The organism is Sphingomonas sp. GW821-FHT09E03, assembly GCF_059416225.1.
In genome coordinates, this window is the sequence record NZ_JBWKOS010000003.1 from 249,273 (window position 1) to 268,325 (window position 19,053).

Sequence of the window (19,053 nt, forward strand, 5' to 3'; positions counted from 1 at the left end):
GCGACATCACCGTCGCCAGACGTCCGCCTGCCTGTTGATCACGCCCGCCAGCTTGGCCGCGATCGTGGCATCGTCGGCGAGCGACGGGTGGCCGTGGCATCCGGTGAAGCCCAGGCCATCGACCGGCAGGAAGGCGACGCGCCGGTCTCCGGCCGCGGCAAGCGCCGCGGCGACCTTGCCGGCCTCGACCTCGATCTCGCCGTTGGCCATGTCCGTAGCCCATAGCACGATGAGGGCGTGCGGATGGCGCGCGCGCAGCGAGCGCACGAACCGGGCGTAGGTCGTCTCGTAATCGGCGTGGAGCGCGTCGCGGTTGGGCCATTTCTCGCCATCGTGCAGCGCCGTGGTGAAATCGTTGGTGCCGAGCGCGATGACGATAAGCTGTGGGCTCCAGCCTTGCGGCTGCACCGGCGTCTGGTGATCGAGCAGCGCGTACGGATAGGCCTCGATCAGCGTATCCGCCTTGAAGCCATTGTAGTTGCGGACGACGCCGCGCCCGGAGATCGCGTTGATCTGGAAGTCGGCGCCATAGCGGGTGGCGAGGATCGGGCCGAACGCGCGGGTGGTGTCGGTGGTCGCCCACACCTCGTCCTGGCTGCATTCCCCTTTGCTCGAGCTGTTGCCATAGCCGACGGTGTGCGAGTCGCCGATGAACTCGATCTGGCGCCCGCGGTGCGGCAGCGGCGCCGCCGCGGTGCCGGGGGCAGCGAAGAAGCCGCCGAACACCGTCGCGCCGGCCTGGCTTTCGGATGCCACCGCGACGCGCAGGCTGTGCTGTCCGGCGCCGAGCCCGTGCACCCGATAGAAGCCCGGACGCGGCTTGGTCAGTGTCGCCACGGGCAGGCCATCCACCAGCACGCGGAGCGCGACATCGCCCGCGCCGAGCTTGAAGAACACATCGGCACCGCGGAACGCCGTATCGAAATAGCTGCCCGGCCATTGCCGGCGGAGATCCGTGCCGTCGGCCACGACACGCCCGTGCGCCGCCACCGGCAGCGGCCTGGTGCCGACGGCGTCGGCCGGTTCGACGCTGATGGTCTCGGCGGCCAGCACGGCCTGTGCGGCGATGCCGATGCCGACGGCTGCGATCGCGGCGAGCAGGCCCCTGGCCCGCCCCGCGCGCTGACTGAGCCGGCTCACCCCAGGATCCCCCAATTGGCATCGACGTCCGCCGCAGCGGCGGTGCGCACCAGATGCTCCACATAATGCTGGAAGATCGGCACGGTGAAGGTGACGATCACCGCATCGCCCTGCGGCTCCTTATATTTCAGCACGACGAAGCGGCCGCCGTCATCGTCCAGCACCAGGCCGGCCTCCATCGCGCCAGGGCCGCTGGGGGTAATGATGAGATCGGCCATGGACATCCTTTGGGCATCGGCGGTGGAACCGCGCGGGATCATGCCGCGCGCCGCCATGCCTATCAGCGCGGCGTAAGCTCCACCAGCGCGGCGTTGGCGCCATCGCGCAGCACCCACAGCGAGCCGGTGGGCCCTTCCTCCACCTCGCGGGTACGCGACCCGAGGCTGATCCGCGCCACTTCGCTGGCCTGGTTGCCGGTCACCCGCACCCGGACGATGCCCTGCTGCACCAGCCCGGCAAGGATGAAGTCGCCGGTCCAGCCCACGAAGGCCGAGCCATGGTATTGGATCATCCCGCCCGGCGCGATCACCGGCGTCCAGCTCACCAGCGGCGGCGTGTAGGCAGGGTTGGTGGCGTGGCGTGGGATCGGCGTACCGTCGTAATTGTCGCCCTCCGACACGCGCGGCCAGCCATAGTTGCGCCCGGCATCAATCAGGTTGAACTCGTCGCCACCCATCGGCCCCATCTCGGATTCGAACAGACGGCCATCGCTGGCGAACACCAGCCCGTAGGGATTGCGGTGACCCAGCGTCCAGATCTCGGGGCGAGCGCCGGCGGTGGCGGCGAACGGATTACCCGCCGCCGGGGTGCCGTCGAGGTTGATCCGCACGATCTTGCCCAGCGTGCCGGACAGATCCTGCGCCGGCGTGCCCTGCTGGCGCTCGCCGGTGCTGACGAACAGCGTTCGGCCATCGGGCGCGAAGGCAAGGCGGCCACCGAGCTGGCCGCCGGTGGTCGCCGGCGTCGCCCGCCAGATCACGGTGACGTCGCTCAGCCGCGGCGCCGCATCCAGATTGAGCGTCGCGCGGGCGACGGCGAGCTGCTGACCGCCGGTGGCGGGCTCGGCATAGGTGATCCACACCCGCGCATTGGTCGCAAAGGCGGGATCGAGCGCGACATCCTGCAGCCCGAGCTGGCCCTGGAAGGTGACCTGCGGGACATTGGCCACCGGCGTCTTGCCACCCGCCTGCGTGACGAGCTGCAGTTGCCCCGACTTCTCGGTGACGAGCAGGCGGCCATCGGGCAAGAAGACCATCGCCCAGGGATTGTCGAAGGTGGCGACGACCCGCTGGTTGACCATCGCGGTGGGCGTCGGGGTAGGCGTGGGTGACGGGGTCGGCGTGGGCGTTGGTGCGGGCGTCGGCGTCGGCGTGGGCGTGGCGACCGGCGGAACCGTGTCGCCGCCATCGGAGCCGCCACAGCCCGCCAAGGCGATCGCGAGCGAGATCGGGACGAAGCGACGTTGGCGCATGGCACGCTCCCCTGTTCCTCTTGATCGAGGATATGATGTTGAAACGTTCGCGTCGCCGAGAGGATGCGCGGGAAGAGGGTAACCGCGGCCTTGACGCTGTTTCGTCCGGCACGGTCACCGCGAACGCAGCTTGAACGCCACCGCCACTTTGGTCAGGAGACAAGCTCGAGCCGCAGCCGACAGGCACGATGCGGCGCCCGATCCGTTGGAGACGTCATGGCCAAGACTGCATTCATCACCGGCGCCACCGCCGGCATCGGCGCCGCCGCGACAGAGGCGTTCGTCGCAGCGGGCTGGCGGGTGATCGCCACCGGCCGGCGCGCGGCGCGGCTGGCGGCGTTGCGCGAGCGGCTCGGGCCGGACCAGGTCCATACCCTCGCCTTCGACGTCGCCGACGACGCCGCCGCCCAGGCCGCGCTCGCCGGATTGCCGGCCGAGTGGCGCGACATCGACCTGCTGATCAACAATGCCGGCCTCGCGCTCGGCACCAAGCCGGCGCAGGAGGCCAGCCTGGCCGATTGGCAGACGATGATCGCGACCAACGTCACCGCGTTGGTCTCGCTCACCCATCATCTGCTACCCGGCCTCGTTGCCCGGCGTGGTGCGATCATCAACCTGTCGTCGGTCGCGGCGACGTATCCGTACAGCGGCGGCAACGTCTATGGCGGCACCAAGGCGTTCGTCGAGCAATTCTCGCTCGGGCTGCGTGCCGATCTGCACGGCAAGGGCGTGCGCGTCACCTCGATCGAGCCGGGCATGGTCGAGACCGAGTTCACGGTGATCCGTACCGGCGGCAACCAGGCCGCATCCGATGCCTTGTACCAGGGCGCCAATCCGATGACCGCCGAGGACATCGCCGCGACCATGCTGTGGGTGGCCGACCTGCCGGCGCATCTCAACATCAACCGGCTGGAGCTAATGCCGGTCAGCCAGTCGTTCGCCGGTTTCCAAGTAGCGCGCGGCGGCTGACCGGCGGTCAGCGCCCGACGGCATCGGCGTCGTTCAGCCCGCGGCCAGCTTGCCGCGCCTAGGGCTGCGAGCCGTGGGGCAGCTTTTCTGGCGCGGATTGATCGGTGTGGCCCTGGCGTTGGCGGGGACCATGCCGGCGTCGGCGCAGATCGCACCGCCGGTGGCGCTACAATCCGCCGATGACGCGCTCGCGCAGGACGCCGCCGGGATCGCCGAGCGACTCGGCACCACGCCGGAGGAAGCCGGCCGGCAGTTGCGCCTGCAACAGGCGAGCGTCGCCGCCACCGATGCGATCGCCGACCGCTTCGGCAGCAGGCTGGCCGGCATCGCGATCGAGCACAGCCCCGCGTTCGCGATCGTCGTCCGCCTGACCGGCGACGCTCCGGTGGCAAATGATACGCTGGACCTCGCGGGCGAGCCGGTGAGCGTGACCTACATCACCGGCGCGCGCACCAGCCACACCGGACTGATCCAGGCGATCACCGCCTATCAAGCGCAGATCCGCGCCAGCCTGCTCTCGCCCCCCGGCCTCGGCGTCGATCAGCGCACCGGCGAGCTCGTCGCGGTGGTATCCGTGCGCGACGTCGCGCGCGAGGGCAGCGACGGGCTCCGCGATCGGCTTGAGGCGCTCACCCAGGTGCCGGTGCGGCTGCGCGTGGTCGACCAGCCCGCGCTCGATGCCGCGGGGGTCGAGGGCGGCACCCGCATGGTCGGCAGCATCGCCGGCGACCCGCGGCAATATCTGTGCACCGCCGGCTTCGTCGTCACCGACGAGGTCCGCACCGCGCTGGCGACGGCAGCGCATTGCCCGGATGCGCTGAGCGTCCGCGACGCCGACGGGGTCGCCATCCCGCTACCCTTCGTTGGCCAATGGGGCTGGGGCAACCAGGATGTGCAGATCAACGCCAGCCCCCAGCCGCTGGCACCAGTGTTCTTCGCCGACACCCGTCGCTCGGTCAGTCGTCCCGTCACGGGTGCGCGTCCCCGCGCGGGGATGCGTGCCGGCGACGTGGTCTGCCATCGCGGCGAGCGCACCGGCTACAGCTGTTCGGAGGTGGAACTCACCGATTTCGCCCCCGCCGGCGACCTGTGCGGCGGCGCCTGCCTGCCGACCTGGACCAGCGTCGCCGGGCCGACCTGCAAGGGCGGCGACAGCGGCAGCCCGGTGTTCCTCGGCACCACCGCTTATGGCATCCTCAAGGGCGCAAGCTACCGCTCGGACGGCAGCTGCGCCTTCTACTTCTACATGTCGACAGACTATCTGCCGCAGGGCTGGCGGCTGTTGACCGCCGATCCCGCCGGGACATCACTCACAGCGCCTTGAACCGGAAGTCCCGGAACCGCGCCTCGCCGGCGCCTGCCGCATAGAGCCCCGGGCGCAGCATCAGGAAGCCACCGCGGACGTTGTGGTGATAGCCCGACACCTCCATGCCGCGATCGAAACGCTGCCATGTCGCGCCATGATCGGCGGAAGTATGAATGGCGACGATGTGCCGCTTGTTGGCGATGCGCACGGTCATGCGCCGGCCGTGGTCATGCGCCGGCCGGCCCCGCTCGATGCCATATTGATGCGTCACGAAGCGGTGCTCGTCGAAGCCGAGACCGCAATAGAGCTTGTCGTCGTAGAACAGCACCAGCCCGGCGGTGCCACCCGGGGCGATCTCGATGTCGCACTGGAATTCATAGGCCTGGTCGCCGGCGATCAGCAGCAGCGGCGAAGAATCGCTCGGCGCCGTGCCGCTCGCCTTGAGGATCAGCGCATCCTGCTCGACGCGAACACGTGCGCGCTCGTTGGCACCGGGGCGGAAGAAGTTCCATTTGGCACCGAGCGCCAGCGGGCCGGCGAACGCATCCGAGAGCGGCTGTCCGTGCGGCCCCGCCTGCCCGCCCTTGGGCTTGGATAGCGGCCGCGACAGATCGCCGCCCGTCATCCGGAACCAGCCATCGGCGGTCCAGCGGATCGGATCGAGCAACACCTGCCTTCCCAAGGTCCAATAGCCGTGTTCGAAACCATGATACACCGACCACCAGCTGCCGTCCGGCGCCTCGACCAGGCTGGCATGGCCGCGCGACCACCATTTCTCGTCATTCGAGACGGTGCGCACCAGCGGGTTGGCCGGATCGTTGACCCAGGGACCGTGGATCGATCGCGACCGGGCGACGATCACCATATGCCCGGTCGGCGGCCCCGCCGTGCCGCCGACGGCGGTGATCATGTAGAACCAGTCGCCGTGGCGCTGGATCTTGGGGCCCTCCGGGCTGAACCCCTCGACGTCCCATTCGTCAGGATAGCGCCACGGATCATAGACATGCTCGACCGCGCCCACCGTCGACAGCCCGTCGTCGGCGAGGCGGATGCGATCGCCGCCGGACAGGAACAGCCAGCGCGAGCCGTCCTCGCCCACCGCGTGGCAGGGATCGATGTGGTCGTGCAGCCCGAGCGAGACGGGATCGGACCAGGGGCCGTCGATGTGAGCGGCGGTGATGACGTAGATGTCGTTGGGCTCGGCCTTGACCGGGATATAGAGGAAGTAGCGGTTTGCATGCTTGGCGAGGCTCACCGCCCAAACCGAGCCGATGTTGCGGGTGAGCGCGGCCGAGCGCGGCCGCCAGTTGACCAGATCGCGGCTGTGCCAGATCGTCAGCCCGGGATAGCTGTCGAAGCTCGAGAAGGTCATGTAATAGTCGGCGCCGTCCTTGAGGATGGCAGGATCGGGCCGATCGCCGCCGATCAGCGGGTTGAGGAAGCGGCCGTCGCCGAGATCGGCGACGCGCTGGCCATCGAAGCCGCGCCGCCATTGATCGTCGAACGGCGCGGCGCAAGGCGTGGCCGCGTCTGGCCGTGCCACTGCCGGCGATCCCAGCAGTCCGGCGCCCCCTGCCAGCGCCAGCCCGACCGCATCGCGCCTGTTCACCTCGGTCATCCCTGCTCCTCCACGGCTTGCGAGAGCGATGATGACACCGGTTTCCTGGTCTGATCAACCGCCGTTCGCGCGTTGCAGGCGCCGCTGCGATCAGCGTGGTGCGAGATCGATCATCACCACATCCTGTTCGTGCATCGGCAGCAAGAGGCTGAGCCTGCCATCGGCGCCGACGCTGACCGGGCGTACCTCCGGCGCATCCGTCGTCAACGCTGTCAGTTGCTGCACCTGCGCCGGCGTCAACGCCGCCGGCCGCCCCATCTCGAGATAGGCCGTATACGCATCATTGTGCCGGAAGCCGGTGCGACGGATGCGGGCCTGGTAGCGGCCGGGCTTCATGCCTTTCACGATGAGGTCCAGCGGCGCGGCATCGCCGGGCGCACGCACCTTGGTGAAAAACGGACGGTTGCTCACTGGTTGCTCGGGCAGCGCATCGCGCCAGGCGAGCAGTTGCACGGCGCCGCCCTTGATCGTGGCGATGCTCTGCGCGTCACCGGTCGGCAGTTCGCGGTCGCCGAGGTCATGGAGATATTTATAGGCGAACCATGCGGGCTTGCGGATGCCCTGCGGCGTCATCAGCCCGAAGCCGCCCTCGAACGGCCGGGCCTGCGGCCCCGGCTCCTCGAACAGGTCGCTGAACGTCCAATAGCTCATGCCCTGCGCAAGGCTCTCGGTGCCCTTGAGCTTGGCGAGGATGTAGGCCGCGCTGAGATAATCGTCGTGGATCGGATCGCGCGGATTGTAGCTCGTGCTCCATTCGGTGAAGAACAGCGGCAGCCCGCGCCGGCCCGAGGCATCGATCTGCGCGCGCACCTTGCGCACGTCCTGGATCACCGCATCGGGGTTGCGCGACAGCTTGTTGTCGCCCTCGCCCTTCTCGTCGAGAAAGCCGCCCTCGACGCCATAGGTGTGGGTGGTGATGAAATCGACCGGCACCTTGTGCGCGGTCGCATAGGCGAGCAGCTCGGGCACCCAGGCCGCGCCCGCGGTGGAGGGACCGCCGACCCGCAACGCTGGGTCGATCGCCTTGATCGCCAGGGCGCTGCGGCCATAAAGATCGAAATAGGCCTGCTGGTCGCCGCCTTCCCAGAAGCCGGCGAGATTGGGCTCGTTCCACACCTCGAAATACCAGCTGCGCACCTCCGCCGCACCATAACGCGCGACGAGATGGCGCACGAAGGCATCCACCAGCGCCGTCCATTTTTGCGGCTGGGGGTGCGAGGTGTTGCCCTTCCAGTAGAAGATGGTCTGGTCGGAGGTCTTCATCGCATCGGGGGTGAAGCCGAGTTCGACGAACGGCTTGATCTTCATGCGCAGCAACTGGTCGTAGAGGTAATCGACCTTGCGCCAGTCGTAGACCGGCTTGCCGCCGACCTCGCGATAGGTGCCGAGCTGGTCGGCGAAGATGTTGTGGAAGCGGATGTAGCGGAAGCCCAGCTCCTGCTGCACGGTGCGCAATTGAGCGAGGCTGTCGTCGCGGATCAGCGTCCCCGGGAAGTCGGAGCCGATCGACATCATCGCCGTCGCGCTGCGCGGCGTGGTTGGCGCATGCACGTCGATCGTGATCGCCTGGGTGCGTGCGGCGGCCGCGGCAAGGCTCGGCGACAGCGCCATGCAGCCGAGCGCAAGCCGCGCCATCATCCTCGAAGCCAGGGTCATCATCAGCCGTCCTCTCCCGCGCCTCCCCGTCTTGTCCTGCCGGTTTTGTTAGCGCTATCCGGGAAAGGATAGGCAGATCGGTGGCGATCGGCAACCTGCTGGCGATGCTAACCAGCATGCGTCGGCCGAGACGCAACTGTCGGCTTGCAAAGGCGCCGCTGTTAGCGATACCCCAGCCGCATCGAACGCCCGGCGACGAACGCCCGGGCAAAGGCGGAGAGGCCTGGAATGATCAAGCGCTGGGCAGCTGCTGCCACCATGTCGCTGCTGGTGCCGCTCGGCGTTTCCGCCTCGGCCTCCACCCCGGCGAGCGTCGCTTATGGCTGGCAGAACGTCGCGGTCGGCGGCGGCGGCTTTGCCCCGGGGATCGTGTTCAGCCCGGTCGAGCCCGGCCTGGCGTATCTGCGCACCGACATGGGAGGGGCGTATCGCTGGGACGCGCGGGACCGGCAATGGCGCCAGCTGCTCGATGGCGTGGCGGTCGGCAGCTATATGGGCATCGAGAGCATCGCTCCCGATCCGGTCGACGCCGACATCGTCTATCTCGCCGCCGGCATGGGCGCCGCCGCCCCGGCCGCGATCTTCCGCTCGGCGGATCGCGGCGCGCATTGGGCGATCCATCCGGTGCCGTTCGCGATGGGCGGCAACGAAGACGGCCGCGGCATGGGCGAGCGGCTCGCGATCGATCCGCATCGCCCTTCGACCCTGTTCTTCGGCTCGCGCCACGACGGGCTGTGGCGCAGCGACGATGCCGGCCGGCGCTGGGCCAAGGTGGCGGGCTTCCCCCTGACCGGCCTCGGCCTGCCGCGCGCGCGTCGTACCACCCACGGCGGCCTGTCGTTCGTGCTGTTCGATCCGCAGCAACGCGGCCGGATGTACGTCGGCAGCGCCGATCCGGGGCCCCGTCACCTGTTCCGCTCCGACGACGGCGGCGCGAGCTGGACCGCGATCGACGCGGCACCGGCGAGCCTGCTGCCGACCAAGGCGGCGATCGGCAGCGACGGCTTCGTCACGGTCAGCTTTGCCGACGCGATCGGCCCCAATGGCGTCACCGACGGCGCGGTATGGCGCTACGATCCCGCCACCCGCCACGCCACCGACGTGACGCCGCCGCGCAGCCCGGGCGAGGTGCCAGGCGGCTTCTTCGGCGTTGCCGTGTCGCGGCAGGATCCGCAGGTGATCGCGGTCAGCACGGTCAACCGCTACAAGCCGATCGATACCGTCTGGCGTTCCGCCGACGGCGGCCGCCATTGGGACGAACTGCAGCGCCGCAGCATCCGCGACGTCTCGGCAACGCCGTTCCTCGATCTCGACGGCAAGGCGAACTTCGGCCACTGGATCGCCGGGCTCGCGATCGATCCGTTCGACCCAGGCCACGCCGCCTATGTCACCGGGGCAACCATGTATGACACCCAGGGCTTCGCCGCCCCCGGCACGATGCGCTGGACTCCTTGGACGCACGGCATCGAGCAGACCGCGATCATCACCCTCACCAGCCCGACAGGCGGCGCACCGTTGGTGTCAGGCTTTGGCGACATCGGCGGCTTTCGCCACGACGATCTCGCAGTCTCGCCCGCGCACGTCCACCTCAAGCCGTACCTCACCAACACCAACACGCTCGATTATGCCGGCGCCGCGCCAGCGATCATGGTGCGCAGCGGCAGCACCCACACTCGGATCGTCCCGGGCCCGTCGCTCGCCTGGTCGCGCGACGGCGGCGAGAGCTGGACGCCGCTCGCCGCGCCGCCGGCCGCGCCGCACGCCGACGGTTCGCCGCTGCCCGAGCAAACCGGCGACGCCGCGATCACCGTCGCCGCCGACGGCAACACCTTTCTTGCCGAATTCGACGCGCCGGCGCTGACCCGCGATCGCGGTGCGCATTGGCGCGCGGTGACGGGCCTGCCGTCGCGCACTAGGGTGGCCGCCGACAAGGTCGATCCGCGCCGCTTCTACGCGCTCGATTTTGCCGCCAATCGCCTCGTCCGCAGCGACGACGGCGGGCTGCACTTCCATCCCGTCGCCACCGCCGGCCTGCCGGCCGACCTCGCGCGTGCGCGGGTCGTCTGGCGCGAGGCGCAGAACCCGCTGATGGCGACGCCTGGCCACGCCGGGCTGTTGTGGCTCAACGTCGGCGGTCGCCTGTACCGCTCGGCCGATTTCGGTGCGCGGTGGAGCGCGACGCCGGCGCCGCTCGAGATCGCTTATTACGGGCTCGGCAAGGCCGCGCCGGGCAGCGCGTGGCCGGCGGTGTTCGCGATCGGCAAGCGACAGGGACTGCAGGCGGTGTGGCGCTCGCTCGACGGAGGCGCGAACTGGCAAAGGATCAACGACGACGGGCACCAATGGGGCCTGCGCTTCCGCGTGATCTCCGGCGACCCGCGCCGGTTCGGCCGGGTCTATATCGGCACCGACGGCCGCGGCATCCTCTATGGCGATCCACGCCCTGGCCGCTGAGCGGTGGCCTCTTACCAGAACAAGAACATCCGGGAGAATGATGATGAAGCGGGCGACGACCTATCTGCTGCTGGCCAGCACCACCCTGCCGGGGGCGGCCTTGGCGCAAGTGCCGCAGGGCGTGCGGCAAACGCCGACTGGTATCGCCGTGATCCCCACCGGCGGTCCGACGGGCGAGGTCGATCTCAGCGTCCACGCCGATGGCATTATCCATGTCGTCGCGACCCCGCGCGGCGCCCCGGCGCAGGCGCGCACCCCGAGCCTGATGGCGCCCGCCCCGCCCGCTCCCGGCAGCTTCACGATCGCACAGGAGCCCGGTCATGTCCGGGTCAAAGCGGCAGCCGCGAGTGCCGACGTCGATCTCGCGACCGGCGCGGTGCGCTTCTTCGACGCCGCGGGCACGCTGGTGCTGGCGGAATCCGGGGTCCCGACCTTCGCGCCCCGCCAGGTCGACGGCCGCCCCTATGTGTCGGTGTCGCAGCAGTTCAATCGCGGCACCGACGAAGCGCTCTATGGCCTCGGCCAGCACCAGAATGCGCAGATGGATTACAACGGCGAGGACGTCGAACTCGCCCAGCACAACATGGACATCGCCGTGCCGTTCCTCGTTTCCACGCGCCGTTACGGGCTGCTGTGGGACAACAACGGCATCACCCGGTTCGGCAATCCCCGTCCCTATGATCTGGTCGGCGAGGGCCTGAAGGTGTCGAGCAACGGCAAGCCCGGATGGACGGCGACCTATTCGCTCGACGGCAAGCCGGTGGTCACCCGCCAGGAGGCGACGATCGATTACCAGTTCATCGCCGATCAGGCGAAATGGCCCGAGGCAGCCAAGGCGCGCACCGTGGCCGCGAGCGGCGGGCAGAATACGGCGGGCAACGCCACCCAGCAGCAGACGGTGGTGTGGACCGGCGATGTCGAGCCGACGCTGGACGGCGTCCACAAATTCGAACTCTATGGGTCGAGCTATTACAAGGTGTTTGCCGACGGCAAACTGGTGCTCGATCGCTGGCGGCAGAACTGGAATCCCTGGTATGCAAATTTTGCGCTGCCCATGCGTAAGGGCCACAAGGTCGCGCTGCGCGTCGAATGGCAGCCGAATGCAGGCTATATCGCGCTATTCCACAACGATCCGCTGCCCGATGCGGACCGCCATTCGGTGTGGTTCACCAGCGACGTCGCCCAGGCAAAGGATTATTGGTTCGTGCCGGCCACCAGCATGGACGGTGTCGTCGCGGGCTATCGCACGCTGACCGGCAAATCCGGCATGATGCCCAAATGGGCCTATGGCTTCTGGCAGTCGCGCCAGCGCTACGACACCGCCGCCGAGCTGACCGGCGTCGTCGAGCAATATCGCAAGCTTGCCATCCCGCTCGACAATATCGTGCTCGACTGGCGCTACTGGAAGGACGACAGCTGGGGCAGCCACCGGTTCGATCCGAGCCGCTTCCCCGACCCCAAGGCGATGATCGACAAGGTCCATGGCCTCGACGCCAATCTGATGATCTCGGTCTGGCCAAAGTTCTACCCGACGACCGACACCTATAAGGAGCTCGCCGCCAAGGGGCTGGTGTATCAGGGCAACCTCAAGATGGGCAACAAGGACTGGGTGGGGCCGGGCTATGCCAGCACCGACTATGATCCTTACGCCCCCGAAGGCCGGCGCATCTTCTGGCGGCAGATCGAGGACCGGCTCGCCAAGCTCGGCATCGACGCCTGGTGGGCAGACGCCAGCGAGCCCGACATGCACTCCAACATCTCGATTCCCTTGCGCATCGAGCAGATGGGCCCGACCGCGATGGGCCCGGCCGCGCAATTCTTCAACAGCTACCCGCTGATGAACGCGCGGTCCTTCTACGATGGCTGGACCGCGTTCAAACCCGATGTCCGCCCCTTCCTGCTCACCCGCTCGGGCTTCGGCGGACTGCAGCGCTATGGCGCGGCGATCTGGTCGGGCGACGTCGCCAGCCGCTGGTATGACCTGCGGGCGCAGATCTCCGCCGGCGTCAACGCCTCCGCCTCGGGCCTCGCCAACTGGACCCACGACATCGGCGGCTTCGCGCTCGAGGATCGCTATTCGGCGAAGAACCCCAGTGCCGCCGATCTCGATGAATGGCGCGAGCTCAACCTGCGCTGGTTCCAGTTCGGCGCGTTCAGCCCGCTGTTCCGCAGCCACGGCGAATATCCCTATCGCGAGATCTACGAGATCTCGCCGGCGGGCTCGCCGATGCGCGCCGCGATGGTCTGGTACGATCAGCTCCGCTACAGGCTGATGCCCTACATCTACACGCTCGGCGCGGACGTCTACATGAAGGACGCCAGCATCATGCGCGGGCTGGCGATGGACTTCCCCGATGACCTCAAGGCCCGGCGGATCAACGACCAATATCTGTTCGGCGATGCCTTCCTCGCCGCGCCGGTCACCGACTATAAAGCGCGTGCCCGCACCGTCTATTTCCCCGGCACCGGCATCTGGTACGATTTCGCGAGCGCCCGTACCTACCGGGGCGGGACCGCGGCAGAGATCGCCGCGCCGCTGGAGCGGATGCCGCTGTTCGTGCGCGCCGGCGCGATCGTGCCGATGGGGCCGGTTACCCAGCATGTCGACTCGGATGTCGGCGCCCCGCTCACGATCGCCGTCTACCGCGGTGCGGATGGTCATTTCTCGCTCTACGAGGACGACGGCCGATCCGAACAATATAAGACCGGCGCCTTCTCGCGGATTCCCTTCAACTATGACGATGCGAGCGGCGCGGTGACGATCGGCGCGTGCGAAGGCGATGGCTGGCAGGCAATGCCGAAAACCCGGACGATCCGGGTGAAATGGGTGTCACCCGGCAAGCCGGTGACCGACGACAATGGCTACGACCAGCAGGTCACCTACCGTGGCCAGCCGCTCACCGTGACGCCGCAGTGAGCACGCTGAGGATCTCGCTCGCCAGCGCGAGGCGGATCGGCGTGACTATTGCCGCGCTCACGCTCGGTAGCGCGTCGCCCGCCGTGGTCCAGCCGCACCCGCTGCCGCGCATCGAGACGCGGGACGGACGCCACGCGCTGATCGTCGACGGCGAACCCTATCTCATGCTCGGCGCTCAGATGAACAATTCGAGCGCGTGGCCGGCGGCGATGGCCAAGGTGTGGCCGACAATGGACGCGCTCCACGTCAACACGCTCGAAGCACCGATCGCCTGGGAACAGATCGAGCCGCGCGAGGGACAGTTCGACTTCAGCTATCTCGATCTGCTGCTCGCCCAGGCCCGCGAGCATCGCGTCCACCTCGTGTTGTTGTGGTTCGCGACCTGGAAGAACACCAACCCGCAATATGCCCCAGCCTGGGTGAAGCTCGACAACAAGCGCTTCCCGCGCATGATCAAGCCCGACGGCACGTTGCACTATGCGCTGTCGCCGCTCGGCCGCGCCACGCTTGCCGCCGACAGCCGCGCCTTTGTCGCGCTGATGCAGCATCTGAAGCAGGTCGACACCGATCACACCGTGCTGATGATGCAGGTGGAAAATGAGGCCGGATCCTACGGCCTGGCGCGCGACCACTCTCCCGAGGCCGACAGGCTGTTCGCCGGGCCGGTGCCGCCGGCGCTGCTCCGGCAGACGCACAAGCGCCCGGGATCATGGTCGGCGGTGTACGGGCGTGACGCCGAGCTTTATTTCCAGGCCTGGCATGTCGCGCGCTACATCAATGCCGTCGCCGCGGCGGGCAAGGCGGTGATGCCGCTGCCGATGTACGCCAACGCCGCGCTGACGGGCGATCCGATCACCTATCAGGCGCCCGACACCTACGCGAGCGGTGGCCCGGCGCAGACCGTGATCGACGTGTGGAAGGCCGCCGCGCCGCACCTCGATGCGCTCGCGCCGGACATCTACAACCCCGATCACGCCGCTTACCGCGGCTTTCTCGACGCCTATCAGCGCGCCGATAACCCGCTGCTGATCGTCGAGACCGGTCATGCGCCGGGCTATGCCCGCTACTTCTTCGAGGCAGTGGGGCGCGGCGCGATCGGCTGGGCGCCGTTCGGCTTCGATCAGTCGCGCTATCGCCAGAGCCTGCCCGTCGCGCCGACCATCGATGCCGACGCGATCGCGCCGTTCGCCGCCAACTTCGCGCTGTTCCGCGGCATCGAGCGGCTGTGGGCGAAGCTCGCCTTCGCCGGCAAGACCTGGGGCTGCGCCGAGCCCAATGATCCTGCGGCCCATCATCAGGCGACGTTACGGCTCGGCCGCTACATCGCGAGCGTCAGCTTCGGTCGCGGCGACTTCGGCACCGCGCCGGCCACGGGCAACACGCCGCCATCGGGCGGCGTTGCCATCGCCGAGCTGGCACCGAACGACTATCTCGTCACCGGCTACCATGCCCGGGTCGATTTCGCGCTGGCGGCACCGGACGCAGCCAATCTGATCCTCGATCGGGTCGAGGAAGGCCATGTCGATGCTGCCGGCGCCTGGCAGTTCGACCGCGTCTGGAATGGCGATCAGGCGGATTGGGGGCTGAACTTCTCCGCCGCGCCGCAGCTGCTCCGGGTCAGGCTGGCGACCTACCCGAAGCGGCCGTGACCGATCACCGCGGCGGCGTGAACGAGAACAACTGGGTGCGGATCGACGCAGGCGCCCCGGGGGTGAACCAGTTGGTGTCCTGGATGTGGCTGGCGGTGACGTAGATCGTCCCGTCACTGCCTTCCGAGAAGGTATCCGGCCAGCGCAGGCGACGATCGGTGAGCACCGTCTCGACGGTGGCCCCGTTCAGCCGCTTGATCGCGTAATCCGACGGCGAGGTGAGATAAAGCGTCCCCGCCCGGCTCATCCACAGGCCATCCGCGACATGGGTCTGCGCCACGATCGTCACCGCCGCGGCACGATCGGCCTCGCTCACCTCGGGACGCAGCTTGGCGGTGTCGATTGCGTAGAGCGTCTTGCCGGTCAACGCCTGGTAAAAGAGCGTCTTCCCGTCGTTGGCGATCGCGATGCCATCGGCGGCGAACGCCGGCTGTCGGCCATCGGGGCGGACCAGCGGCTTGCCGTCGAGCGTCACCGTCACCGTCTTGTCGACCTGGGTGGACGGGTGGCCATCGAGCGCGCGGAAGCTCTTGCCGCTGTCGAGATCGACGACGATGATCGCGCCGCGGGTGCCGCTGTCGGTGATATAGCCGGTCTTGCCATCGGGCGAGAAGCGGATGTCGTTGAGATAGGTGCCCTGCAGCGCCACGTCGCCCGGCACCGGGATCACCTTGCTCACCTGGTTGGTGGCGAGATCGATCCGCACCAGCTTGGGCGCGCCTTCCAGGATCTTCTCATTGCCCGGTGCGCCCGGATCGAGCACCCACAAATGGCCATGGCCATCGGCCACGATCGACTGGACGCAGACGAAATGGTCGGCGACGGACAGCTCGTTGGCGCGCGCGTTGCGCCAGCTGTTCCACTGCGCGTTCGGATAGGGACGCAGCGATCCGTCCTTCATCAGCTCCGCGACCGAGATCGGCGCATCGTCGGTCCAGCGCGGGAAGTTGACGAAGCGGCGGCCATCGGCGGTAACGGCGACGCCGGTCACCTGGTGATCGAAGGCGGCGACATCGGTCAGCTTGCCGCTGCGGCCCTGCGCCTGGGCGACGCCCGCTACGGCGGCGGCGGCGAGCCCGAGCGCGGCGATGCCGGCGACGATGGGGGCGGCTTTTTTGATGGTCAGGCTCCTGTCGGTGGTGTCGGCGAGCAGCACGGGATCGCCGGCGAAAAGATCGATGAGGTAACGCGCCACCGCGCGGGGATGCTCGCGCTGCGCGAAATGGCCGACGCCGGTGAGCACGATCCGCGCGAACGGACCGGTGAACTTGGCGCCGACCTCGCTGCTCGCGCTCGGCGGATTCACGCCGTCGGCGTCGCCCTGGATGTAGATCGCCGGCAGCGACAGCGCCTGCGTCGCCTTGACCTTGTCCTCCAGCCATTGGCTGCTCGGATCCGGCGTCGCCTCGTCCCACCGCGTCCGATAGCTGTGCAGCGTCACGTCCACCCAGTCGGGATTTTCGAACGAGCGGGCGACGCGCTCGAAGGTCGCCTCGTCGAACCAGCCGGGCGGCGACCAATTGACCCAGTGAAGATGCGCAAAGCTCTTGCGATCATCGCGCACCGCCTGCGCGCCGCGGCCGGTTGCCATGAACCAGTGATACCATTGCCGCTGCGCTTGCTCGAACGGCGGGGTCGGCATGCCACCCATTCGCGGCGGCGTGCTGAGCATCGCCAGCCGCTCGACGCGCTCGGGCCAGCCGACCGCCAGCGCCTCGGCGATGTTGGCGCCCCAGTCATGACCCGCGACCATGAACCGCTCGATGCCGAGCCCGTCCATCAGCGCGATCGCATCCATCGCCAACATGGCGCTGTTGCCGGTGCGCGGCTGGTCGTCGGCCAGGAACCGGGTCTTGCTGAACCCACGCAAGCTAGGGATGATCGTGCGCAGGCCAGCAGCGTGGAGCAGCGGCGCCACCGCGTTCCAACTCGATGCATCGTCGGGCCAGCCGTGCAGCAACAGCACGACGGGCGCAGCCAGCGGCCCGGCATCGACATAGGCGATGTCGAGCGTCGCGGTGGTCAGCATGGGCATGGGGGCATCCTCAGGAAAAAGCAGCGTCATACGGGTAAGCCTGGGCCGGAACGCACCTACCGTCATGGCAGATCGACGTTCCTCGCGGCGGCGGCCACGCACAGCACAATTCCCGGCCGGCCGGTTGTTTCCCGGGGGGCGCCACCCCGATCGACGAATCCGGCCGGCAGCACAGTTGGTCATCGCCACGTCACGATCGGCGTGCAGGTCGCGGGGGAGATGGTGAACATCGGCAGCAATCCGGGCGCGAGCGCGCTGACCAGACGTACGGTGCTGGCGGGCTCCGCCGCGCTTCTCTCGATCGCCGCGCGCGGCGCCGAGCGCCTGCCGGCGGGACTGTTCACGCTCGGCGTCGCGTCCGGCGACCCGCTGTCCGATTCCGTGATTCTGTGGACGCGGCTCGCCCCCCGCCCGCTGGAAAGCGATGGCGGCATGCCGGCGCTGCCCGTGCCGGTGCGCTGGCAGGTCGCTGAGGACGAACGCTTCACGCGGATCGTCCGCGACGGCGTCGCTCGGGCCGCGCCGCGCTGGGGCCATGCCGTTCACGTCGACGTGCGCGGTCTGCAGCCGGCGAAGCGGTATTTCTACCGCTTCCTCGCCGCAGGCGAGAGCAGCCCGGTCGGGCGGACCCGCACCGCGCCGGCCGCCGGCGCTGCGGTCGACGGGCTGCGGCTGTGCTTCGGCTCATGCCAGAAATATGAAGCCGGCTTCTACGCCGCTTATCGCCACATGATCGCCGAGGATCCTGACCTGATCCTGTTCCTCGGCGACTATATCTACGAAGGCGCGCCCAGCAACGTCGACGCCGTCCGCCTCCACCAGAACCCCGAGCCGGTGGACCTCGCCGGCTATCGGGTCCGCTATGCGACCTACAAGCGCGATCCCCTGCTCCAGGCCGTGCATCACGCCGCCCCCTGGATTCTCACCTGGGACGACCATGAGGTCGCCAACGACTATGCCGGTGCGCTCGACCAAGACAACGGCGATCCCGCCGCCTTCCTGCTGCGCCGCGCCGCCGCCTATCAAGCCTGGTACGAGCATCAGCCGGTGCGCTGCGCGCCGCCGCTGGGATCGGCGATGCGCATCTATCACACGCTCGACTGGGGGCGACTCGCGCAGTTCCAGATCGTCGACGATCGCCAGTACCGGGGCCCACGCGCCTGCCAGCCGGCGGGGCTGATCGAGGCCCACCGCCGCTACCAAGTGGCGATCGGGACCTGCCCCGATCTGTGGTCGCGCGAGCGCACCATGCTCGGCATCGCGCAGGAACAGTGGCTGATGAAGGCGCTCGGCGACACTCGTGCCCAGTGGAACCTGCTCGCGCAGCAAACCCTGATGCATCAGCTGATGCGCACCGATCCACAGCACCCCGCAGCCGGCGTCCGCTACAATGCGGACAGCTGGTCCGGCTTTCCCGCCGCCCGCGACCGCATCTATCGGCGCTGGGCAGAGGCCGGCACCGCGAACCCGGTGGCGCTCGGCGGCGACATCCACTCCTTCGCCGCGGCGGACACGATGGATCCGGCGAAGCCGGACGGGCCACCGATCGCCACCGAATTCGTCGGCGGATCGATCACCTCGCTGTTCCCGGACATCGGATTCAACCAGCAGGCCAGGGACAATGGGCTCGCCTATGCGGAAAATCAGGTGCGCGGCTATGGCCGGGTGGAGCTGACCCCGACGGGCGGCAGCGTCACCTTCCGTGGCCTCGCGGACGCGCGCGACCAGGCCTCGGGCGTGCGCGACCTCGTCCGCTTCACGCTCGATCCGCGCCAGCCCGGCATTCGCGACCGGACGACCTGACCGCTTCCGGATCAAGCGCCCCATAAGCCGTTGGC

General features: G+C 68.6%; 12 protein-coding genes. 6 read left to right on the forward strand and 6 right to left on the reverse strand.

All coding sequences use genetic code 11. The features are described from left to right. Nucleotides 1–6: 6 nt before the first annotated feature. The 3 genes from AC07M8_RS09020 to AC07M8_RS09030 all read right to left on the reverse strand — a co-directional run bounded on the left by AC07M8_RS09020 (nt 7) and on the right by AC07M8_RS09030 (nt 2,611). Nucleotides 7–1,140: an SGNH/GDSL hydrolase family protein gene (locus tag AC07M8_RS09020; RefSeq protein WP_495174003.1), complete on the reverse strand. Its 1,134-nt coding sequence runs from the start codon at nt 1,138–1,140 to the stop codon at nt 7–9. Continuing rightward, nucleotides 1,137–1,358 (reverse strand): hypothetical protein, encoded by a 222-nt coding sequence (locus AC07M8_RS09025; RefSeq protein ID WP_495174004.1) that lies wholly within the window; start codon nt 1,356–1,358, stop codon nt 1,137–1,139. Before AC07M8_RS09025 ends, AC07M8_RS09020 begins: the two co-directional genes overlap by 4 nt. A gap of 62 nt (nt 1,359–1,420) precedes the next feature. Beyond that, nucleotides 1,421–2,611 (reverse strand): PQQ-dependent sugar dehydrogenase, encoded by a 1,191-nt coding sequence (locus tag AC07M8_RS09030; RefSeq protein WP_495174005.1) that lies wholly within the window; start codon nt 2,609–2,611, stop codon nt 1,421–1,423. 216 nt (nt 2,612–2,827) lie between these two features. Between AC07M8_RS09030 and AC07M8_RS09035 the strand changes: the two genes are divergently transcribed. Further along, a complete protein-coding gene (locus tag AC07M8_RS09035) occupies nt 2,828–3,580 on the forward strand; it encodes an SDR family NAD(P)-dependent oxidoreductase (protein WP_495174006.1) in 753 nt (250 codons plus the stop codon). Between the two features lie 106 nt (nt 3,581–3,686). Continuing rightward, nucleotides 3,687–4,904 carry a chymotrypsin family serine protease gene (locus AC07M8_RS09040; protein WP_495174007.1) on the forward strand — a complete coding sequence of 406 codons (1,218 nt, stop codon included), beginning with the start codon at nt 3,687–3,689 and terminating at the stop codon, nt 4,902–4,904. Here AC07M8_RS09040 and AC07M8_RS09045 read toward each other — a convergent pair. Continuing rightward, complete coding sequence (locus AC07M8_RS09045; RefSeq protein WP_495174008.1) at nt 4,891–6,504, reverse strand: family 43 glycosylhydrolase; 1,614 nt, start codon at nt 6,502–6,504, stop codon at nt 4,891–4,893. The genes AC07M8_RS09040 and AC07M8_RS09045 overlap by 14 nt on opposite strands. A 90-nt stretch (nt 6,505–6,594) precedes the next feature. Beyond that, nucleotides 6,595–8,163: a GH39 family glycosyl hydrolase gene (locus AC07M8_RS09050; protein ID WP_495174009.1), complete on the reverse strand. Its 1,569-nt coding sequence runs from the start codon at nt 8,161–8,163 to the stop codon at nt 6,595–6,597. Nucleotides 8,164–8,388: 225 nt separating this feature from the next. On the opposite strand from AC07M8_RS09050, the gene AC07M8_RS09055 reads away from it, so the two are divergent. Genes AC07M8_RS09055 through AC07M8_RS09065 form a run of 3 tightly spaced genes read left to right on the forward strand, consistent with a single transcriptional unit; the run spans nt 8,389 to nt 15,180 of the window. Next, on the forward strand, nt 8,389–10,614 hold the full coding sequence (locus tag AC07M8_RS09055; protein ID WP_495174010.1) for a WD40/YVTN/BNR-like repeat-containing protein: 2,226 nt from the start codon (nt 8,389–8,391) through the stop codon (nt 10,612–10,614). Nucleotides 10,615–10,657: 43 nt separating this feature from the next. Next, a complete protein-coding gene (locus tag AC07M8_RS09060; RefSeq protein ID WP_495174011.1) occupies nt 10,658–13,531 on the forward strand; it encodes a glycoside hydrolase family 31 protein in 2,874 nt (957 codons plus the stop codon). Continuing rightward, complete coding sequence (locus tag AC07M8_RS09065) at nt 13,528–15,180, forward strand: DUF5597 domain-containing protein (RefSeq protein ID WP_495174012.1); 1,653 nt, start codon at nt 13,528–13,530, stop codon at nt 15,178–15,180. Before AC07M8_RS09060 ends, AC07M8_RS09065 begins: the two co-directional genes overlap by 4 nt. A 4-nt stretch (nt 15,181–15,184) precedes the next feature. Here the strand turns inward: AC07M8_RS09065 and AC07M8_RS09070 are convergent, their stop codons facing one another. Beyond that, entirely contained in the window at nt 15,185–17,215 is a 2,031-nt protein-coding gene (locus tag AC07M8_RS09070) for an L-dopachrome tautomerase-related protein (protein WP_495174013.1), read from the reverse strand. A gap of 219 nt (nt 17,216–17,434) precedes the next feature. Between AC07M8_RS09070 and AC07M8_RS09075 the strand changes: the two genes are divergently transcribed. Continuing rightward, the gene (locus AC07M8_RS09075; RefSeq protein ID WP_495174014.1) at nt 17,435–19,018 is read left to right on the forward strand and encodes an alkaline phosphatase D family protein; all 1,584 of its coding nucleotides are present in this window, start codon (nt 17,435–17,437) and stop codon (nt 19,016–19,018) included. The last annotated feature ends 35 nt before the right edge of the window (nt 19,019–19,053 follow it).